General features: G+C 61.3%; 17 protein-coding genes. 9 read left to right on the top strand and 8 right to left on the bottom strand.

What is annotated here, in order from left to right; all coding sequences use genetic code 11:
• Positions 1-7: 7 nt before the first annotated feature.
• The 3 genes from recF to yidA all read left to right on the top strand — a co-directional run bounded on the left by recF (position 8) and on the right by yidA (position 4,466).
• On the top strand, positions 8-1,093 hold the full coding sequence (gene recF, locus ACJ8HT_RS18675; RefSeq protein ID WP_033636531.1) for a DNA replication/repair protein RecF: 1,086 nt from the start codon (positions 8-10) through the stop codon (positions 1,091-1,093).
• An 18-nt stretch (positions 1,094-1,111) separates the two neighbouring features.
• Positions 1,112-3,526 carry a DNA topoisomerase (ATP-hydrolyzing) subunit B gene (gene gyrB, locus ACJ8HT_RS18670; protein WP_194572981.1) on the top strand — a complete coding sequence of 805 codons (2,415 nt, stop codon included), beginning with the start codon at positions 1,112-1,114 and terminating at the stop codon, positions 3,524-3,526.
• A 124-nt stretch (positions 3,527-3,650) separates the two neighbouring features.
• Positions 3,651-4,466 (top strand): sugar-phosphatase, encoded by an 816-nt coding sequence (gene yidA / locus ACJ8HT_RS18665; protein WP_060441262.1) that lies wholly within the window; start codon positions 3,651-3,653, stop codon positions 4,464-4,466.
• 25 nt (positions 4,467-4,491) lie between these two features.
• Here yidA and ACJ8HT_RS18660 read toward each other — a convergent pair whose 3' ends face one another.
• Positions 4,492-5,433: an ornithine cyclodeaminase family protein gene (locus tag ACJ8HT_RS18660; RefSeq protein ID WP_070913628.1), complete on the bottom strand. Its 942-nt coding sequence runs from the start codon at positions 5,431-5,433 to the stop codon at positions 4,492-4,494.
• Complete coding sequence (locus tag ACJ8HT_RS18655) at positions 5,420-6,388, bottom strand: threonine/serine dehydratase (protein ID WP_197653171.1); 969 nt, start codon at positions 6,386-6,388, stop codon at positions 5,420-5,422. The genes ACJ8HT_RS18660 and ACJ8HT_RS18655 overlap by 14 nt, the downstream gene beginning before the upstream one ends.
• 35 nt (positions 6,389-6,423) lie before the next feature.
• Here ACJ8HT_RS18655 and ACJ8HT_RS18650 point away from each other — a divergent pair, with 35 nt between their 5' ends.
• Both ACJ8HT_RS18650 and ACJ8HT_RS18645 read left to right on the top strand, forming a co-directional pair.
• Positions 6,424-6,744 (top strand): hypothetical protein, encoded by a 321-nt coding sequence (locus tag ACJ8HT_RS18650; RefSeq protein ID WP_197653170.1) that lies wholly within the window; start codon positions 6,424-6,426, stop codon positions 6,742-6,744.
• Between the two features lie 132 nt (positions 6,745-6,876).
• On the top strand, positions 6,877-8,157 hold the full coding sequence (locus tag ACJ8HT_RS18645; RefSeq protein WP_194572984.1) for a DUF3748 domain-containing protein: 1,281 nt from the start codon (positions 6,877-6,879) through the stop codon (positions 8,155-8,157).
• Positions 8,158-8,187: 30 nt separating this feature from the next.
• Here ACJ8HT_RS18645 and ACJ8HT_RS18640 read toward each other — a convergent pair whose 3' ends face one another.
• Entirely contained in the window at positions 8,188-8,535 is a 348-nt protein-coding gene (locus ACJ8HT_RS18640; RefSeq protein WP_049200588.1) for a YceK/YidQ family lipoprotein, read from the bottom strand.
• 309 nt (positions 8,536-8,844) lie between these two features.
• Between ACJ8HT_RS18640 and ibpA the strand changes: the two genes are divergently transcribed.
• From ibpA to ACJ8HT_RS18625, 3 genes are all read left to right on the top strand, one after another.
• Positions 8,845-9,258 (top strand): small heat shock chaperone IbpA, encoded by a 414-nt coding sequence (gene ibpA / locus ACJ8HT_RS18635; protein ID WP_004933919.1) that lies wholly within the window; start codon positions 8,845-8,847, stop codon positions 9,256-9,258.
• Positions 9,259-9,358: 100 nt separating this feature from the next.
• On the top strand, positions 9,359-9,787 hold the full coding sequence (gene ibpB / locus ACJ8HT_RS18630) for a small heat shock chaperone IbpB (RefSeq protein ID WP_004933922.1): 429 nt from the start codon (positions 9,359-9,361) through the stop codon (positions 9,785-9,787).
• A gap of 167 nt (positions 9,788-9,954) precedes the next feature.
• On the top strand, positions 9,955-11,613 hold the full coding sequence (locus ACJ8HT_RS18625) for a putative transporter (protein ID WP_047729572.1): 1,659 nt from the start codon (positions 9,955-9,957) through the stop codon (positions 11,611-11,613).
• A 46-nt stretch (positions 11,614-11,659) separates the two neighbouring features.
• Here the strand turns inward: ACJ8HT_RS18625 and ACJ8HT_RS18620 are convergent, their stop codons facing one another.
• Both ACJ8HT_RS18620 and ACJ8HT_RS18615 read right to left on the bottom strand, forming a co-directional pair.
• Positions 11,660-12,913 (bottom strand): valine--pyruvate transaminase, encoded by a 1,254-nt coding sequence (locus ACJ8HT_RS18620; protein ID WP_015376153.1) that lies wholly within the window; start codon positions 12,911-12,913, stop codon positions 11,660-11,662.
• A 135-nt stretch (positions 12,914-13,048) separates the two neighbouring features.
• Entirely contained in the window at positions 13,049-15,112 is a 2,064-nt protein-coding gene (locus ACJ8HT_RS18615; RefSeq protein ID WP_197653169.1) for an alpha-amylase, read from the bottom strand.
• 195 nt (positions 15,113-15,307) lie between these two features.
• Between ACJ8HT_RS18615 and ACJ8HT_RS18610 the strand changes: the two genes are divergently transcribed.
• Positions 15,308-15,460 carry a hypothetical protein gene (locus ACJ8HT_RS18610; RefSeq protein ID WP_162837931.1) on the top strand — a complete coding sequence of 51 codons (153 nt, stop codon included), beginning with the start codon at positions 15,308-15,310 and terminating at the stop codon, positions 15,458-15,460.
• A gap of 1 nt (position 15,461) precedes the next feature.
• Here the strand turns inward: ACJ8HT_RS18610 and ghrB are convergent, their stop codons facing one another.
• The 3 genes from ghrB to ACJ8HT_RS18595 all read right to left on the bottom strand — a co-directional run bounded on the left by ghrB (position 15,462) and on the right by ACJ8HT_RS18595 (position 18,887).
• Positions 15,462-16,439 carry a glyoxylate/hydroxypyruvate reductase GhrB gene (gene ghrB / locus ACJ8HT_RS18605; RefSeq protein ID WP_197653182.1) on the bottom strand — a complete coding sequence of 326 codons (978 nt, stop codon included), beginning with the start codon at positions 16,437-16,439 and terminating at the stop codon, positions 15,462-15,464.
• 73 nt (positions 16,440-16,512) lie between these two features.
• The gene (locus ACJ8HT_RS18600) at positions 16,513-17,781 is read right to left on the bottom strand and encodes an MFS transporter (RefSeq protein WP_055317378.1); all 1,269 of its coding nucleotides are present in this window, start codon (positions 17,779-17,781) and stop codon (positions 16,513-16,515) included.
• A 140-nt stretch (positions 17,782-17,921) separates the two neighbouring features.
• The gene (locus tag ACJ8HT_RS18595) at positions 17,922-18,887 is read right to left on the bottom strand and encodes a sugar kinase (RefSeq protein ID WP_197653181.1); all 966 of its coding nucleotides are present in this window, start codon (positions 18,885-18,887) and stop codon (positions 17,922-17,924) included.
• Between the last annotated feature and the right edge of the window lie 3 nt (positions 18,888-18,890).

The raw sequence follows: 18,890 nt of genomic DNA, 5'->3' as shown, positions 1-18,890 counted from the left end.
AGATTGCATGGCTCTGACGCGTTTATTGATTAAAGATTTCCGCAATATCGAGGCGGCGGATTTGGCGCTGGCGCCGGGATTCAATTTCCTGGTCGGCGCCAACGGCAGCGGCAAGACCAGCGTGCTGGAAGCGGTGTATACGCTCGGGCACGGCCGCGCCTTTCGCAGCCTGCAGGCCGGTCGGGTTATTCGCCACGACCAGCCGGAGTTCGTGCTGCACGGCCGCATAGAAGGTACGGAGCGCGAGCTGTCGGTAGGATTGAGCAAGAGCCGTCAGGGTGACAGCAAAGTACGCATCGATGGCAGCGACGGCCACAAGGTGGCCGAGCTGGCGCAGCTGCTGCCCATGCAGCTGATCACCCCCGAAGGTTTTACCCTGCTGAACGGCGGGCCGAAATTCCGGCGCGCTTTCCTGGACTGGGGCTGTTTTCATAACGAACCCGGTTTTTTCACCGCCTGGAGCAACCTGAAACGGTTACTGAAGCAGCGCAATGCCGCGCTGCGCCAGGTGAGTCGCTATGCGCAGATCCGCGCCTGGGATCAGGAACTGATCCCGCTCGCGGAGCGCATCAGCGAATGGCGGGCGGAATACAGCGACGCGATCGCCGCGGATATCACCGCGACCTGCGCGCAGTTTCTGCCTGAATTCGCCCTGAGCTTCTCCTTCCAGCGCGGCTGGGACAAAGAGAGCGACTACGGCGAGCTGCTGGAGCGCCAGTTCGAGCGCGACAGGGCGTTGACCTATACCGCGGTGGGGCCGCATAAAGCGGACTTCCGCATTCGTGCCGACGGCACGCCGGTAGAGGATTTGTTATCGCGCGGTCAGCTTAAGCTGCTGATGTGCGCGTTGCGCTTGGCGCAGGGTGAGTTTCTCACCCGGCAGAGCGGGCGGCGTTGCCTGTATCTGATTGATGATTTTGCCTCCGAGCTGGACACCGGCCGTCGCCGGTTGCTGGCCGATCGCCTGAAAGCCACCCAGGCCCAGGTTTTTGTCAGCGCGGTCAGCGCTGAACAAGTGACCGACATGGCCGGTGAAAAGGGCAAGATGTTCCGCGTGGAACAGGGTAAAATAGAGGTTCAACCACAGGACTAAAATGAGCGAGAAACGTTGATGTCGAATTCTTATGACTCCTCAAGTATCAAGGTATTAAAAGGGCTGGATGCGGTGCGCAAGCGCCCGGGCATGTATATCGGCGATACCGATGACGGCACCGGTCTGCACCACATGGTATTCGAGGTTGTGGACAACGCTATCGACGAAGCGCTCGCGGGCCACTGTAGTGACATTCAGGTCACCATCCATGCCGACAACTCGGTATCGGTACAGGATGACGGCCGCGGCATTCCGACCGGCATTCACCCGGAAGAAGGGGTTTCAGCCGCAGAGGTCATCATGACCGTGCTGCACGCCGGCGGTAAATTCGACGACAACTCCTATAAAGTTTCCGGCGGCCTGCACGGCGTGGGCGTCTCGGTGGTTAACGCCCTGTCGGAGAAACTGGAGCTGGTGATCCGCCGCGAAGGCAAAGTGCACGAACAGACTTACAGCCACGGTGAGCCGCAGGCGCCGCTGAATGTGGTGGGCGAAACCGAGCAGACCGGCACCATGGTGCGTTTCTGGCCGAGCCACCAGACCTTCACCAATGTGACCGAATTCGAGTACGACATTCTGGCCAAGCGTCTGCGCGAGCTGTCTTTCCTCAACTCCGGCGTGTCTATCCGCCTGAAGGACAAGCGCACCGACCGTGAAGACCACTTCCATTACGAAGGCGGCATCAAGGCGTTTGTCGAGTACTTGAACAAGAACAAAACCCCGATCCACCCGAACGTGTTCTACTTCTCGACCGTGAAAGACGATATCGGCGTGGAAGTGGCGCTGCAGTGGAACGACGGTTTCCAGGAAAACATCTACTGCTTCACCAACAACATTCCGCAGCGCGACGGCGGCACGCACCTGGTCGGTTTCCGTACCGCGATGACCCGTACGTTGAACAGCTACATGGAGAAGGAAGGCTACAGCAAGAAGGCCAAGGTCAGCGCCACCGGTGATGACGCGCGTGAAGGTCTGATCGCCGTGGTGTCGGTGAAGGTGCCGGATCCGAAGTTCTCTTCTCAGACCAAGGACAAGCTGGTCTCTTCCGAGGTGAAAACCGCGGTTGAAACGCTGATGAACGAGAAGCTGGTGGATTACCTGATGGAAAATCCAGGCGACGCGAAAATCGTGGTCGGCAAAATTATCGACGCGGCGCGCGCACGCGAAGCGGCGCGTAAAGCGCGTGAGATGACCCGCCGCAAAGGCGCACTGGATCTGGCCGGCCTGCCGGGCAAACTGGCGGACTGCCAGGAACGGGATCCGGCGCTGTCCGAACTGTACCTGGTGGAAGGGGACTCCGCGGGCGGCTCTGCCAAGCAGGGGCGCAACCGCAAGAACCAGGCTATCTTGCCGCTGAAGGGGAAAATCCTCAACGTCGAGAAAGCGCGTTTCGACAAAATGCTTTCCTCGCAGGAAGTGGCGACGCTGATCACCGCGCTGGGTTGCGGCATTGGCCGCGACGAGTACAGCCCGGACAAGCTGCGTTATCACAGCATCATCATCATGACCGATGCCGACGTCGACGGTTCGCACATCCGTACGCTGCTGTTGACCTTCTTCTACCGCCAGATGCCGGAAATCATCGAGCGTGGCCACGTGTTCATCGCGCAGCCGCCGCTGTACAAGGTGAAGAAAGGCAAGCAAGAGCAGTACATCAAAGATGACGAGGCGATGGATCAATACCAGATCGCCATCGCGATGGACGGCGCCACGCTGCACACCAACGCCAGCGCGCCGGCGCTCGGCGGCGAGCAGCTGGAAAAACTGGTTGCCGAGCATTATAGCGTGCAGAAGCTGATCGGCCGTATGGAGCGCCGCTACCCGCGTGCGCTGCTGAACAGCCTGATCTACCAGCCGACGCTGAACGAAGGCGATCTGAGCGATGAAACCAAGGTGAAAGCCTGGATCGCTTCGCTGGTGCAGGCGCTGAACGACAAAGAGCAGCACGGCAGCAGTTATGACTTCGTGATCTTCGAGAACCGCGAGCGCCAGATGTTCGAGCCGGCACTGCGTATCCGCACCCACGGCGTGGATACCGATTATAAGCTGGACTTCGACTTCATCCACGGCGGCGAATACCGCAAGATCTGCCAGCTGGGCGAGAAGCTGCGCGGGCTGATCGAAGAAGGTGCGTTCATCGAGCGCGGCGAGCGCCGTCAGCCGGTAGACAGCTTCGAACAGGCGCTGGAGTGGCTGGTGAAAGAGTCGCGCCGCGGCCTGTCGGTGCAGCGTTATAAAGGTCTGGGCGAGATGAACCCGGAGCAGCTGTGGGAAACCACCATGGATCCGGAAAGCCGCCGCATGCTGCGCGTGACCGTCAAGGACGCCATCGCTGCCGATCAGCTGTTCACCACGCTGATGGGCGATGCGGTTGAACCGCGCCGTGCCTTTATCGAAGAAAACGCCCTGAAAGCGGCGAACATCGATATCTGATGCGTTAATGGCTGTGAAAATCCGCGCCGGGCGACCCGCGCGGATTTTTTTACGCCTTTTTTGGCGCTGACAGCCGAGGCTGAAACGCGTTAGCATGAGAAAAAACCACTGGGAGAAGCGTTGAATGGCTATTGAACTGATTGCGATCGACATGGACGGCACGTTGCTGGATCCGCAGCACCAAATCACGCCGGCGGTAAAGCAGGCTATCGCGGCAGCGCGGCGCAAAGGGGTGCACGTGGTGCTGGCCACCGGGCGGCCTTATGTCGGCGTGCAGGACTATCTGCGCCAGTTGGACATTCAGGGCCCCGGCGATTTCTGTATAACCTATAACGGCGCACTGGTGCTGCGTGCGGTCGACGGCGCTTGCATCCTGCAAGAAACGCTGGGCTTCGAGGACTATCTGCACTTCGAGCAGATGGCGCGCGAGTTCGGCGTTCACTACCAGGCGTTTGATTTCGACACCCTGTATACCCCGAATAAAGACATTGGCAAATACACCATACACGAGGCGGCAATGACCGGTATTCCGCTGAAATACCGCAGCGTGGAGGAGATGGATCGCCAGATGCGTTTCCCTAAAGTGATGATGATCGACGAGCCGGAGCTGTTGGACCGCGCTATCGCGCGCATCCCGGCGGAAACGCGCGAGCGTTACACCATTTTGAAAAGCGCGCCTTACTTCCTCGAAATCCTGCATAAGAACGTCGATAAGGGCGCCGGGGTGAGAATGCTGGCCGAGCATCTCGGCGTGGCGCGGGAAAACATCATGACGCTGGGGGATCAGGCCAACGATACGGCGATGATTGAGTATGCCGGCGTCGGTGTGGCGATGGGCAATGCCATTCCCGAGCTGAAAGCGGTGGCGCAGTTTGTCACCAGCGCCAATACCGAAGACGGCGTGGCGCGCGCCATCGAGAAGTTCGTGCTCAACGGCTGATAAAATGGGGCGCTGCGGCGCCCCTTTATATTGCCGCCAACACCCCTTTGGCGATCTGCAGATCCTGAATCGCCAGCCCGGTAAGATCGGCGATGGTGATGTGCTGCGACTCGCTTCGCAACCGCCCGCCCTGCGCCAAGAGGGCGCCCATTTCGACGATTGGCGTTGAAGTGAGCCTGTTTTGCCGATAAGCCGTCGCGATCTCGCCGTAGTCAGCACATTGAGCCAGCGCATCGACCAGCAGCGCGTCCGCATTGGCCACCAGATCGGTCGCCAGCTCCTGCTTGCCTGGCGCGTCGGCGCCCACGGCGGTGATGTGCGTGCCGGGCCGGATATCCGCCGCCTGCAAGATCGGTTCGCGGCTGGGCGTGGTGGTCACGATCAGCTGACAGTGCGCCGCCAGTTCCGCCGCGTCCTGCGTGGTCAGCACCCGAAAACCTTCTGCCTCGGCATCGCGCCGATACGCCGCCAGCGCCTGTTCGTTGCGGCCCCACACCCACACCTCGCGGCAATCGGTCACCGGTTTCAGGCATTGCAGCTGTAGCCGCGCCTGCAGGCCGGTGCCGACCATGCCGATCGCCTGAATATGCGGCGGCGCGCACAGCTCGGCGGCGATGCGGCCGGCCAGTGCGGTGCGCAGCGCGGTCAGCCAGCCCTCATCCTGCAGCAGCGCCCGGGGTTCGCCGGTCTGGGCGGAGAACGCCATCACCAATCCCTGATTGCTGGCCAGGCCGCGTTCGGCGTTGCGATAGAAACCGGCGGACACCTTGACCACGAACAGCTCGTCGCCTTCCAGCCAGGCGGATTTGATGCAGCAATCGCCGGCGGCCTGTTCGAACAGGAAATGCTGCACCGGCGGCTGTTGCACCTGCCGCTGCGAATAGGCGATAAATCCCTGCTTCAGCAGCGCGGTTATGGCCTCGGCGTCGAACGCGGCGAGGATTTGCTGCTGATTAAGGATGCGCATCGGCGATGGCCTTGAGGTATTTCTCCAGCACGATGTTTTTACCGCACAGCACCACCGCCACTTTTTTCCCCTGATATTCCGGCGACAGCCTGATCGCCGCCGCCAGCGCCACGCCGGCCGCGCCTTCGATAATCCACCGATCGCTGGCGGCGATCCGGCGCATCGCGTGTTTGATCTCTGCCTCGCTGACCAGCACTTTACGGTCGATCAGCTGTTGGCACAGGGGAAAGGTCACGGCGCCCGGCTCGACGCCGCCGGCGGTGCCGTCGGACAGGGTTTCTTGCTCTTCCACCGGGAAGATATGGCCCGCTTCCAGCGCGCTGTACATGCTGGTGGCGTTTTCCGGCCAGCAGGCGATAAGCTGCGTGTTCGGCGACAATTGCCGCAAAACGGTGCCGATACCGGCAATATAGCCACCACCGCCCACCGCCACGAACACGGCGTCCAGACCGGTGAGCTGTTCAACCAGCTCCATGCCGCAGGTGCCCTGGCCGGCGATCACCTGCTCGTCGTTATACGGCGAAATATAGGTTTTTCCCTGTTCGCGGGCGGCCTGTTCCCCGGCCAGTTCGGCGTTCAGCGCATCGCCCGGCACCAATTCCACGGTGCCGCCCAGCGCGCGGATGGTGTCTAGCTTGATGCTCGCGGCCGTCTCTGGCGCATAAACCGTGACGCCAACGCCCATCAGCTGCCCCGCCAGGGCGACCGCCTGGCCGTGGTTGCCGGTTGAGGCGGCAATCACGCCGCGCCGGCGTTGCTCGCTATCCAGCAACCGCAGCTTGTTGCTGGCGCCGCGAAATTTAAAGGAGCCGGTGTGCTGCAGATGGTCGCATTTCAGATACAGCTCGCAGCCGAGCTGCTGCGAAAGCAGCACGCTGCGCTCCAAGGGCGTGACCCGTACCTGAGGGCGCAGTTGCTGATGGGCAGAAACAATGGCATCGAAGAGGGGATTCATACCGGCTCCAGAGTATTTGGACTTAAAAATCCATTTTGTACTTTTTTGTATTGATTGTAAACCCCGTCGCCCGACCGCCGGGCAACCCGGCCCGCCAGCGGCAACGGCCGGGGAAGAGCATCGCGTTGGCGTTGAAAATAATCATTAACCTGTCGTTTAGCGACACGATTTTTTATTTATTTGCATTAAGGAAGGTGCTGCCGCTGACTTATTTTGATAAAGGAAATGAGAATGAAAAAAATAGCGCTCGCGGCATCCGCCTATACGGCATGGGCGCCGTTGAGTTTCGCCGCCAGGAATGCGAACGCCTAATCGGCCGCTTATTTCCTGCCGACGCCGTCGTTTGGCTTAAATGATAAGACGCTGAAAAATCATTGCGTCATTTCGAACCGAAAAATCCTCCCGCCTTACCCGCGCAGGCCATGTGAAACGCTGTCGCCGATCCGGTAAGATGGCGACTCAGTGCCGGCATGCGCAGGAGAACCGCCATGAGCCATCGGGAAAAACAACTGACTTTCGACCCTCGCGGGCATCAGTTAACCAATATCAACGTCTGGACGCCGGACAGCCAATGGCTGGCTTATGACGTGCGCCCGCGCGGCGCCTCTTTCACCGGTCTGAGCATCGAACGGGTCAACGTCGCCAGCGGCATGGTGGAGGTGGTTTATCGCGCCCAGCACGGCGCCCACGTCGGTGTGGTCACGGTCAGCCCCGATGCGCCGGCGCGCTATGCCTTTATCCACGGCCCGGAGCACCCGGACAGCGCCTGGCAGTATGATTTCCACCACCGCCGCGGGGTGATCGTCAGCGAGCCGGATCGCGAGTTGGCCATCACCCTCGACGCGCTGGATATCACCGCTCCCTACACCCCCGGCGCGCTGCGCGGCGGCAGCCATGTGCACGTTTTCAGCCCGGACGGCAGCCGTCTCAGCTTTACCTACAACGATCACGTCATGCACGAACGCGATCCGGCGCGCGATCTGCGCAACGTCGGGGTGGCCGTGCCGCTGCACGGGGTCAATCCGCCGAAACAGCATCCGCGCGAGTATGACGGCAGCCACTATTGCGTGCTGGTCAGCGAAACGGTGCCGCAGCCGCAGCCGGGCAGCGATCAGATCAATCGCGCCTACGAGGAAGGGTGGATCGGCCGCGAAGGTTACCGCAAGGCCGACGGTAGCCGGCAGCGTTGGGCGCTGGCGTTCATCGGCGATACGCTGTCCGCCGCCGGTGAGAAACTGCCGGAGGTGTTTATCGTCGATCTGCCGGAGAACGATGCCGATTACGCCAGGGCGGGCGCTCTGCCGCTGCAGGGAACAGAAAGCGAGCTGCCGGCGCCGCCGCAGGGCGTCAGGCAGCGGCGGGTAACCTTTACCGGCGATCGTCGTTTTCCGGGCGTTGCCGGTGCGCCGCGCCATTGGCTGCGCAGCTCGCCGGACGGCAGCCAGATTGCATTTTTGATGAAGGACGACGGCGGCGTGGTGCAGCTGTGGACGGTGTCGCCGAACGGCGGGGAGCCGCGGCAGGTGAGCCGCAGCGAGCATGACATCCAGTCAGCGTTCAGCTGGCACCCGCAGGGCGGGGCGATTGCCTTGGTGTGCGACAACAGCGTGATGCTGTGCGAGGTCGCCGGCGGCCGCCTGCAGCGTTTAACGCAGCGCAGCGCCCAGCCGCCGTCGGCGGATGCCGTGGTGTTTTCACCGGATGGCAAGAAAGTGGCGTTTATGCGCGAGATAGCGGGGTTCAACCAGATCTTTGTGGTTGAGGTGTAAGGCGGGCCTGGCGGCCCGCTGCGTGCGTGGTTAATGCGTGGCGGTACCGTCGTCGCCCTGGCCGGGATTGCCGGTTGCCGCCAGATTCTGCTGCTCGCTGCGCAGGATGCGCGCTTTTGGCGAGTCTGCGGTGGCGTCGTTGCCGGAACGCAGATAGTCGTAAGGCAGCAGTACGGTGTCCATCACCGCGGAGAACGGCAGATCCAGCGCCACCAGCGGCATCATCGCCCAGCTGGTGTTGTCGTCCTTCAGCATGTCCACGCTGGCGCGGGTGCCGGGATAGTAACCCTGATTCGGGCCGGTATGGCTCATCACGCTGGAGCAACCGCTGGTCGCCAACAACATGCAGCCCGTCGCTATCGCTTTCATCGTCGTCATTAATCCATCCTGCAGGGTTGCTGTTCCCCTAAATTAAGCTGATTTATAACATCCTGTTGCTGCTTTTAAAGAAGCAAAATCCCGCTCTGTGGCGGCTCTCTCACTTTAGTGTAAGTGGTAAAAAAACTTTCGCCTAATCGGCGCGAAGTTTTTTTGATCCTCGCCTGTTGAATTGATGAAATCAACCCCCATTTTATCATCAGAGCCGAATTGAGAATTCGCCGTAAGGGAATTCTGGCTTAATTAGCCTGTCCAGAGTGGAAGGCGTATTTATTTCAACCTCGCTGAAGTGCCTTAGGAGGCTGTTTTATGCGTAATTTTGATCTTTCCCCGCTATACCGTTCCGCCATTGGTTTCGATCGCTTGTTCAACGCGCTGGAAGCCGGTCAGAGTCAGGGCAACGGCGGTTATCCGCCTTATAATGTCGAGCTGGTGGACGAAAATCATTATCGCATCGCCATCGCGGTAGCCGGGTTTGCCGAGCAGGAGCTGGAGATCACCACGCAAGATAATCTGCTGATCGTGCGCGGGGCGCACAATAACGAACCGGCAGAAAAAACCTATTTATACCAGGGCATCGCCGAGCGTAATTTCGAGCGTAAATTCCAACTGGCCGAACATATTCAAATTAAAGGCGCCAAACTGGAGAACGGCCTGTTGTATATCGACATGCAACGCATCGTGCCGGAAACATTAAAACCGCGCCGCATCGAAATTAAATAAATTTCCGTTTCGCCGGCAGGTACGCTGCCGGCAAATAATACCTAGCCTGCCGTCAGGGGGCTGAATAAACACATCTCGCTTAATGAAAGGAGTTGTTCCTATGCGTAATTACGATTTATCCCCGCTTCTGCGTCAGTGGATTGGTTTTGATAAATTAGCCAGTTCAATGGGTGGCCAGGAACCCCAGGGGTTCCCACCGTACAACATCGAGAAAAGCGATGACAATCACTACCGCATTTCTCTGGCGCTGGCCGGTTTCCGGCAGAGCGAACTGAATATCGAAGTGGAAGGGCCGCGGTTGACCGTCAGCGGTAAACCTACGCCGCCGGAAAAACAGGTCGAATACTTGCATCAGGGGCTGGTGTGCAAAGAGTTCCAGCTGACCTTCACCCTGGCGGAGCATCTGCAGGTGTCCGAGGCCAAATTTGAAAATGGCCTGCTGCACATCGATCTGGTGCGTCAGGTGCCGGAAGCCTTGCAGCCGCAGCGCATCGCCATCGGTGCGACGCCGGAGCTGGAAGCCAAATAACCGACTGAAAAACGGTCATCATCATGCGGGGGAGATCCAGACGGATCTCCCCCGCTGCGTTATGTGGCGCACGCCACAGTCCCCCCGTCAGCCCGATGTCATAATCCTTGTTAATTGTGTGCTTTTAATCGCGAATTCCCGCTTCAACTTTGGCAAGGATGTGACCTATGAGCGATATCGCCCTGACCGTCAGCATGTTGGCGCTGGCGGCCGTCATTGGGTTGTGGATGGGGAACTGGAAGCTGTACGGCGTCGGACTGGGCATCGGCGGCGTACTGTTCGGCGGCATCCTGGTCGGTCACTTCGCCCAGAGCGGGCAAATCAGCCTGAACGGGGACATGCTGCACTTTATCCAGGAGTTCGGCCTGATCCTGTTCGTCTACACCATCGGTATTCAGGTCGGCCCCGGCTTCTTCTCTTCGCTGCGCGTCTCCGGTCTGCGCCTCAACGCCTTCGCGGTGCTGCTGGTGCTGACCGGCGGCGTCGTGGCGGCGGCGGTGCACAAGCTGTTCGACGTGCCGCTGCCGATCATCCTCGGCGTGTTCTCCGGCGCGGTCACCAACACTCCGGCGCTGGGTGCCGGTCAACAAATCCTGACCGATCTCGGTTCCGATCCGGCGTTGGTGGACGGGATGGGCATGGGCTACGCCATGGCCTATCCGTTCGGTATATGCGGCATTCTGCTGGTGATGTGGCTGATCCGGCTGTTTTTCCGCATCAACATCGAGCGCGAGGCGCAGGCGTTTGAAAGCAGCCTGGGCAATCAGCGTGAGCTGCTGCACGCCATGAACGTGGCGGTGCGCAACCCGAATCTGCAGGGCATGGCGATCAAGCAGGTGCCGCTGCTCAACGGTGAAGCGATCGTCTGTTCGCGCCTCAAACGCGGGGAGCTGCTGATGGTGCCGGCGCCGCACGAGCGGCTGGAGCTTGGCGATTACCTGCATCTGGTGGGCAAACGCGAAGATCTGGAAAATGCCCGGCTGGTGATCGGCGAAGAGGTGGATGCCTCGCTGTCGACGCGCGGCACCGCGCTGCAGGTGGTGAGGGCGGTGGTGACCAACGAGCAGGTGCTGGGCAAGAAAATCCGCGATCTGAACCTGAAGCAGAAGTATGACGTGGTGATTTCACGCCTCAACCGCGCCGGCGTGGAGCTGGTGGCCGGCAGCAACGTGACGCTGCAGTTCGGCGACATTCTCAACCTGGTCGGCCGACCGGAGGCCATCGACGCGGTGACGGCAATCGTCGGCAACGCCCAACAAAAACTGCAGCAGGTGCAGATGCTGCCGGTCTTTATCGGCATCGGCCTCGGGGTGCTGCTCGGCTCCATTCCGCTGTTCGTGCCCGGCTTCCCGGCGGCATTGCGGCTGGGGTTGGCCGGCGGGCCGTTGGTGGCCGCGCTGATCCTGGGGCGCATCGGCAGCATCGGCAAGCTGTATTGGTTTATGCCGCCGAGCGCCAACCTGGCGCTGCGCGAACTGGGCATCGTGCTGTTTCTGGCGGTGGTCGGATTGAAGTCGGGCGGCAACTTCATCGATACGTTGTTGCACGGCGAGGGGCTGACGTGGGTCGGGTACGGCGCGTTGATCACCGCCATTCCGCTGCTGAGCGTCGGTATTCTGGCGCGCACGGTGGGCAAGATGAACTACCTGACGCTGTCCGGCATGCTGGCGGGATCGATGACCGATCCGCCGGCGCTGGCGTTCGCCAACGGTCTGCATCCTACCAGCGGCGCCGCTGCGCTGTCTTACGCCACCGTGTATCCGCTGGCGATGTTCCTGCGCATCATGTCGCCGCAGCTGCTGGCGGTGCTGTTCTGGACGCTGTAATCCAAAAAAAGGGCGCCGTGGTGAACTGCGCCCCGATGGGTTGAGCTTAGTTCGCTTCCTGATGCGCGCGCTCGATCTCTTCCGCCAGGATCGCCACGCCGCGCTCGATTTTCTCCGGGTCGGGCACGTAGTTCATGCGCATACACTGGTGGGTGTGCGGCCAGTCGTGCTCCAGCCCCGGGAAGAAGTAGTGGCCCGGCACCATCAGCACGCCGCGCTTTTTCAGGCGCTGATACAGCACTTCGGTGGTGATCGGCAGATCCTTGAACCACAGCCAGAGGAAGATAGCCCCTTCCGGTTTGTGGATCAGGCAGCGCTCCGGCGACAGGTAGCGGCGGATAATCTCGATGGTGTGCTCGACGCGCTGTTTGTAGAACGGGCGAATCACCTCGTTCGACAGGCGCAGCAGATCGCCGCGCGCGATCATTTCCGTCGCCATCGCCGGCCCCATGCTGCCCGGCGACAGGCTGATGATGCCGTTCATGTTGGTCAGCGCGGTGATCACCTTCTCGTCGGCGATCACGATGCCGCAGCGCGAGCCCGGCAGGCCGAGCTTGGACAGGCTCATGCACAGGATGGTGTTCGGGTTCCACAGCGGCGTGGCGTCGCTGAAGATGATGCCGGGGAAAGGCACTCCGTAGGCGTTGTCGATCACCAGCGGAATATCGCGCTGCTGCGCCAGCAGGTCGAGCTTCATCAGCTCTTCGTCGGTGATCACGTTGCCGGTCGGGTTGGTCGGCCGTGAAACGCAGATCATGCCGATGTCGTCACCGATGGTGAGGTGTTCGAAATCAACGTGATATTTGAACTGGCCGTCCGGCAGCAGCTCGATGTTCGGCTTGGCGGAGACGAACAGCCCTTCGTCCAGCCCGGCGTCGGCATAGCCGATATATTCCGGCGCCAATGGGAACAGCACGCGGCGGCGCGAACCGTCGGCATAGCGGCCGGCAAACAGGTTGAACAAGTAGAAAAACGCGCTTTGGCTGCCGTTCGTCAGTGCAATATTCTGTGGCGAAATCTCCCAGCCGAGCTCGTCACGCAGCAGATTGGCCAGCGCTTTCAGTAGCGCGTCCTTGCCTTGCGGGCCGTCATAGTTGCACAGCGCTTCGGTCAGTTTGCCCTGATCGAGCATCTCCTGGCACAGCTGTTTGAAGTAGGCTTCCATCTCTGGGATTTGCGCCGGGTTACCGCCGCCGAGCATGATGGCACCGGGGGTGCGCAGGCCTTCGTTCAGGTCGTCCATCAAACGGGTAATGCCCGCATAACGGGTAAATTTTTCGCCGAAAAGTGAGAAAGTCATAGGTGCAGCAGTACTGTTTCTTAGCAGGTAATCCCCCACCATACCGCCAGACAAATCCCGCTGCAACGCGGCCGACAAATCGACCAATGGGCACAAATTTCGCCCATTGGCCGATTGGTAGCATATTGCGCTGGATTATTGTGACCGTTCGCCGGACCACACCACCATCACCTTATCGTCGCCGAGCCGTCGGCTGAAGGCGTAGTAGGCGGCGTGCGGCTGCGGGGTTTGCGCGCCGCCGCCGATCGCCGGATGGCGAGCGCGGAACTGCCCCAACCGTTGCCAGTGGGCCAGCAGCGGGGCTTTTTCCCCCAGCAGCTCACGCCAGTTCATGTCGGAGCGGGTACCCTGCAGCGGATCGGAACCGGTTGGGCCGAGCGGGCGGCCGCTTTCATCGCCGTAGTAAATCTGCACCGCGCCCGGCGCCAGCAACAGCAGGTTCGCCGCCCGCTGTTGCAGCGGCAGCGAGCCTTTGGCGTCGCTGGCGAAGAACAGCCGGGTGTCGTGCGAAGAGAGGTAGCTCAGCACGTTGAAATCCTGCAGCCGCTCGGCCATCTGCCGGTAGGTGGCGTCGATGTCGGCAAAGCAGCCCAATGCCTGCGCCGCCTGGTCCTGGAAATCGAAGTTGATCATCGCGTCGAAGCCGTTTTGGTAATAGTCGCTTTTCATCACCCCGTGTCCCCAGGCCTCGCCGGTCATCCAAAACGGCGCGTCATCCAGCGCCTGCTGCGGATGCTCCGCTTTCCACGCCGCCAATGCCGCCGTGGCGCGCTGCTTCAACAGCGCCAGCGTCGGTTTTTCCACGTGCTTGGCGGTATCGACGCGAAAACCGTCGATGCCGTAATCGCGCACCCACTGGCTGAGCCAGACGGTCAGGTAATCGCGGGTAGCGGCGCCGGGAATGTCGCGCGCGGCGGTGTCGGGTTTGTGGCGATAGAACAGCGGCAGGCCGCTGGCGCCTGGCGCTTCGGTTTTGATGTCCGGCAGGAAGGCCAGCGACATCGTCAGGTCGTCATAGCCCGGTGAGTCATAGTCGCCGATGTCGGTGCGGATCCAGTTTTTCCCCCACCATTGGCGCCAGCCCGCTTTGTCGCTGAAGTTGATGTAGTCGTTGAAGCTGTGCCAGTTTTGCCCCGGCCCGGGGCGCCAGTCGCTCCAGTTTTTCCCCAGGGTTTTCTCCACCTCTGTACCCTGCAGATACAGCGAGCCGAAGTGGAACGTCTGCATATCCGCCAGCGTGGCGTAACCGACATGATTCACCACCACGTCGAACAGAATGCGAATGCCGCGCCGATGCGCCTGCTCGACCAGCGTGCGCAGCTCCTGTTCGGTGCCCATGTTGGCGTCGAGGCGAGTCCAATCCAGCGCGTAATAGCCGTGATAGGCGTAATGCGGAAAATCGCCTTTGGTGCCGCCGCCAACCCAGCCGTGGATCTGCTCCAGCGGCGAGCTGATCCACAAGGCGTTGACGCCCAGCTGCTGCAGATAATCCAGTTTTTGCGTCAGGCCGGCTAGATCGCCGCCGTGAAAGGTGCCTATTTCCTGCAGGTCGTCGCTGCGGCGCCCGTAGCTGTGGTCATTGGCGGGATTACCGTTCTCAAAGCGATCGGTCAGCACGAAGTAGACCGTGGCGTTATGCCAGCTGAATGCCGCCGGTTTCGCCGTGGCGGCGGATTCCAGCAGCAACAGGCCGCCGCTGGCGGCGGCGGGCTGCAGCGTGATTTTCCCCTGGCTCACCTGCGCCGTTTGGCCGGAATAGAAATCGCGCAGCGTTTCGCCTTCGGCGAAGGTGGAGGCGACGTCGACCGTGACCGGCTTACCGTCCCAGCGCGGGCAGCTGCGGACGGCAACGGTGGTGCTTTCTGGTGCGCTACGCAGGCTGAGCTGCAGCGTCGGCGTGCCGCTGCGGGTGTCGATGCGCACCTGATAGTCGCCGGCGCGGAACTGCCGCCAGCTGACCGGCGGATGAGTGCCGCAGGGCTGCAGCGACAGCGTCTGGTTAAGCTTCACCGCCTCGGCCGGCTGCCAGCAATGGTTATCCTGATACAGCCGCAGCGGCAGCTGGCCTTTGGGCAGCGCGGCCTGGCTGGCGAACAGCCCGGCGGCCGTTTCGTCGAAGGCCGGGAAGCCCGGCAGCGTCCAGCCGGCCAGCGCCGAAGGCGACAGCAGCATCAACAAGGGCAGGGGTAACAGTTTCATGGCTCTCCTTACGCGCTGCAGGAAGCGTTTTTCCGCAGGGTAGCGCCCAGTGTGGCAAACGGTGGAAAAATGGCCTCCTCCCTGCGGGGGTTTTTCGGGGAGGAGAGGAAGGGCGGAGCGTTTTCGGATTGATTCGGCTTGGCTTTGCGCGCGCGCTGCGGCAGATTAAACGATGAACATCAAAGGAGGTTAGCGATGACGGACAAAAACTGGCGAGAAGAGATCGTTCAGGCAATTCAGGATGCCGAATTGCAGCACTTCGCCGAAGAACATCAGCTGCAGGCGCTGTTCGCACCGCAGCAGGAAGAGCAACACGGCCGGTTATCCTCAGACCACCGGCCGCGCTGAGTTATTTCCGCAACAGCTGCGGGTTGACGCAGTTTTCTTTCACCGTGCCGGTCAACGCGGCGATCAAATTATCCACCGCGCAGGCGGCCATGCCGTAGCGCGTTTCATGGGTGGCGGAGCCGATATGCGGCAACGCCACCACGTTCGGCATGCTGAGCAGCGGCGAGTTGGTCGGCAGCGGCTCTTTCTCGAACACGTCCAACCCGGCGGCGTGGATCACGCCGTTTTGCAGCGCTTCGATCAGCGCCTGCTCATCCACCACCGGCCCGCGGCCAGCGTTGATCAGAATGCCGCTTTTCTTCATTTTCGCCAGCTGTTCGCGGCCGATCATGTGGAAGGTTTGTTCGGTCAGCGGCAGCGTGATGCAAACGAAATCCGACTCGGCCAGCAGGGTGTCCAGATCGCAGCGGCGCGCGTTGAAGCGCTGTTCCGCCTCTTCATGCGTGCGGCGGGCGTTGTACAGCACCGGCATGCCGAAACCGAAATGCGCGCGCTGCGCCAGCGCCAGGCCGATGCGCCCCATGCCGAGGATACCGATGGTTTTATGGTGCACGTCGACGCCGAACCAGTCCGGCCCGATGCTGCCGCGCCATTCGCCGGCCTTCACCCGCTCGGCCACTTCCACCACCCGGCGCGCGGTCGCCAGCACCAGGCTCATGATGGTGTCGGCGACGGTTTCGGTCAGCACCGTCGGGGTGTGCATCAGCAGCACGTTATGGGCGTTGAGCGCCTCGACGTCGAAGTTGTCGTAGCCGACGGAAACGGTCGAGGCCGCGCGCAGTTTGGGCGCCTGCTGCAGGAAGGCTTCGTCAATTTTACCGCCGGAACCGATGATCCCTTCGGCCTGCTGCAGCGCCTGGCGCAGGTCGTCGCGGTTCTCCGGCTGCAGGCCGTTGAAGGCGTGCACGGTGAAGTGCTGCTCCAGACGTTCACGCAGATCGGCAGGCAGGCTTTTGTACAATACGATAGAAGGCTTCATCACGAACTCCAGCTGGGCCAAAGGGGGCATGGCGCCCCCCCGGTTGGGTTAACAGATAAAAAGTATAACCGGATCAAGCCAATTGCGGCTGGATCTCGTTGCGGGCGGGTTTGACGATCAGCGTCAGCACCACCGCCACCACCAGTGCGATGGCCATAAACATGTAAGAGGCCGCCGGGCTGCCGGTGGCGCCATTCAGATAGCCGACGAACCACGAACCGAAGAACGACCCCAGCGCGCCCATGCTGTTGATCAGCGCCATGGCGCCCCCGGCGACGTTTTTCGGCAGCATTTCCGGAATGATGGCGAAGAACGGCCCGTAGGGGGCGTACATCGCGGCGCCGGCGACCACCAGCAGGCCGTAGGAGATCCAGAAGTGGTTGGTGCCCACGGCGTAAGAGCCGAAGAACGCCAGCGCGCCGATCAGTAGCAGCGGCCAGACGAACAGCTTGCGGTTTTGCATTTTGTCCGATGCCCAGGAGACCACGATCATGGCGATGGTCGCCGCCAGGTAAGGCACCGCCGACAGCCAGCCGGCTTCCACCATGCCCATCTGCATGCCGCTGCGCAGGATAGAAGGCAGCCACAGCACGAAGCCGTACACGCCGATGCTCCAGGCGAAGTACTGCACGCACAGCAGGATCACGTTGCGCGAACGGAAGGCTTCGCCGTAGTTGCGCACGGCCTTGATGCCTTTCTGCTCTTCGTCCAGTTGCTGTTGCAACGCCTGCTTCTCCTCGGCGCTCAGCCAGCCGGCCTGCGCCGGTTTGTCTTTCGCCAGCACCCACCAGCAGAACGCCCAGATAACCGCCGGAATGCCCTCGATGATGAACATTTCACGCCAGCCGAAGGCGTGGATCAGGTAGCCGGACACCACCGACATCCACAGCACCGTCACCGGGTTGCCGAGGATCAGGAAGGTATTGGCGCGTGAGCGCTCCGATTTGGTGAACCAGTTGCTAATGTAGATCAGCATCGCCGGCATCACCGCCGCTTCCACCACGCCGAGGATAAAGCGGATGGCGGCCAACATCGGGATATTGCTGACCACGCCGGTCAGCGAGGCGCACCCGCCCCACAGGATCAGGCACCAGAAGATCAGTTTTTTGACGCTGCGGCGTTCGGCGTAGATGGCGCCGGGAATTTGGAAGAAGAAATAACCGAGGAAAAACAGCGCCCCCAGCAGCGAGGCCATGCCTTTGGTGATGCCGAGATCTTCATTGATGCCGGCGGCAGAGGCGAAGCTGAAGTTGGCGCGATCGAGATAGGCCAGGCTGTAGGTGATAAACACGATGGGCATGATGTACCACCAGCGTTTGGCCGCGACAGTCGCTTTGTTCATGTTCAGTATCCTTCAGTGGTGTTGCATCCCCTTCGCCCGGCACGCTGGGCATGCAAGACGAAGGGGCAGATGCTCTCCCGACGCGTCCCGGTTGTAGGGCCAGAGGCTGACGTCATGCGGAGAAGTCGTTTTTTTTATTGTTATTCGGCCAGCGCCGCGCGGGTTGGCAGGCCTTCGCTGTCGCCGATGGCCTGGATCGCCAGCGAGCCGATTTTGTTGCCGCGCTGCACCGCCTGTATCAGCGTTTTTCCTTCCAGCAGGGCGCTGAGGGTGCCGACGGCAAAGCCATCACCGGCACCGACGGTATCCACCACGTTGTCGACCTTCACTGCGGCCACTGCCGCCTTGTCGCCGGCGGCGGTTTTAAACCAGGCGCCGTCCGGGCCGGTTTTGATGATCACCGCCTGCACGCCGCGTTCCAGATAGAAATCGGCGATGCCTTCCGGCGTCGATTGGCCGGTGAGGATCTGCCCCTCTTTCAGCCCCGGCAGCACCCAGTCGGCGGCGAATGCCAGCTGGTTCAGCTGCTCGATCATCACCTCGCGGCTAGGCCACAGCACCGGACGCAGGTTGGGGTCGAACGAAATGGTTTTGCCCATGGCGCGCATCTCGCGCGCCGCATGGTGGCAAAGCGCCAGCGACTGGCTGGATAGCGCCGCTGCTACGCCGCTCAGGTGCAGGTGGCGTGCGGAACCGAAATACTCAGGGTTGAAATCGGCGGCCGACAGGTGGCTGGCCGCCGAGCCTTTGCGAAAGTATTCCACGCTGGGATCGGTACCATCGGTGGTTTTGGATTTCACCTGAAAACCGGTGGGATAGTGGCCGTCGACCGTCACCTGCCGGTAGTTGATGCCTTCTTTTTTCAGCTGCTGCAGGGTGAAGCGGCCGAACGAATCGTTGCCGACGCGGCTGACCCAGCCGACGTTCATGCCCAGACGCGCCAGGCCGATCGCCACGTTCAATTCGGCGCCGGCGATGCGTTTGGTGAAGGTTTCCACCTCCGCCAAATCGCCGGTTTGCGCCGCCACGAACATCGCCATGGCTTCGCCCAGCGTGACCACATCCAGGGGCGCCTGCTGCGCCGTCGTTGCCGTTAACGTTGTCATCAT

Source organism: Serratia sp. CY44782, from assembly GCF_052168715.1.
In the GTDB taxonomy this organism is placed as follows: Bacteria; Pseudomonadota; Gammaproteobacteria; order Enterobacterales; family Enterobacteriaceae; genus Serratia; species Serratia nevei.
The sequence above is the reverse complement of the archived record's forward strand: the minus strand, read 5'-3'. Positions and strand labels throughout refer to the sequence as shown.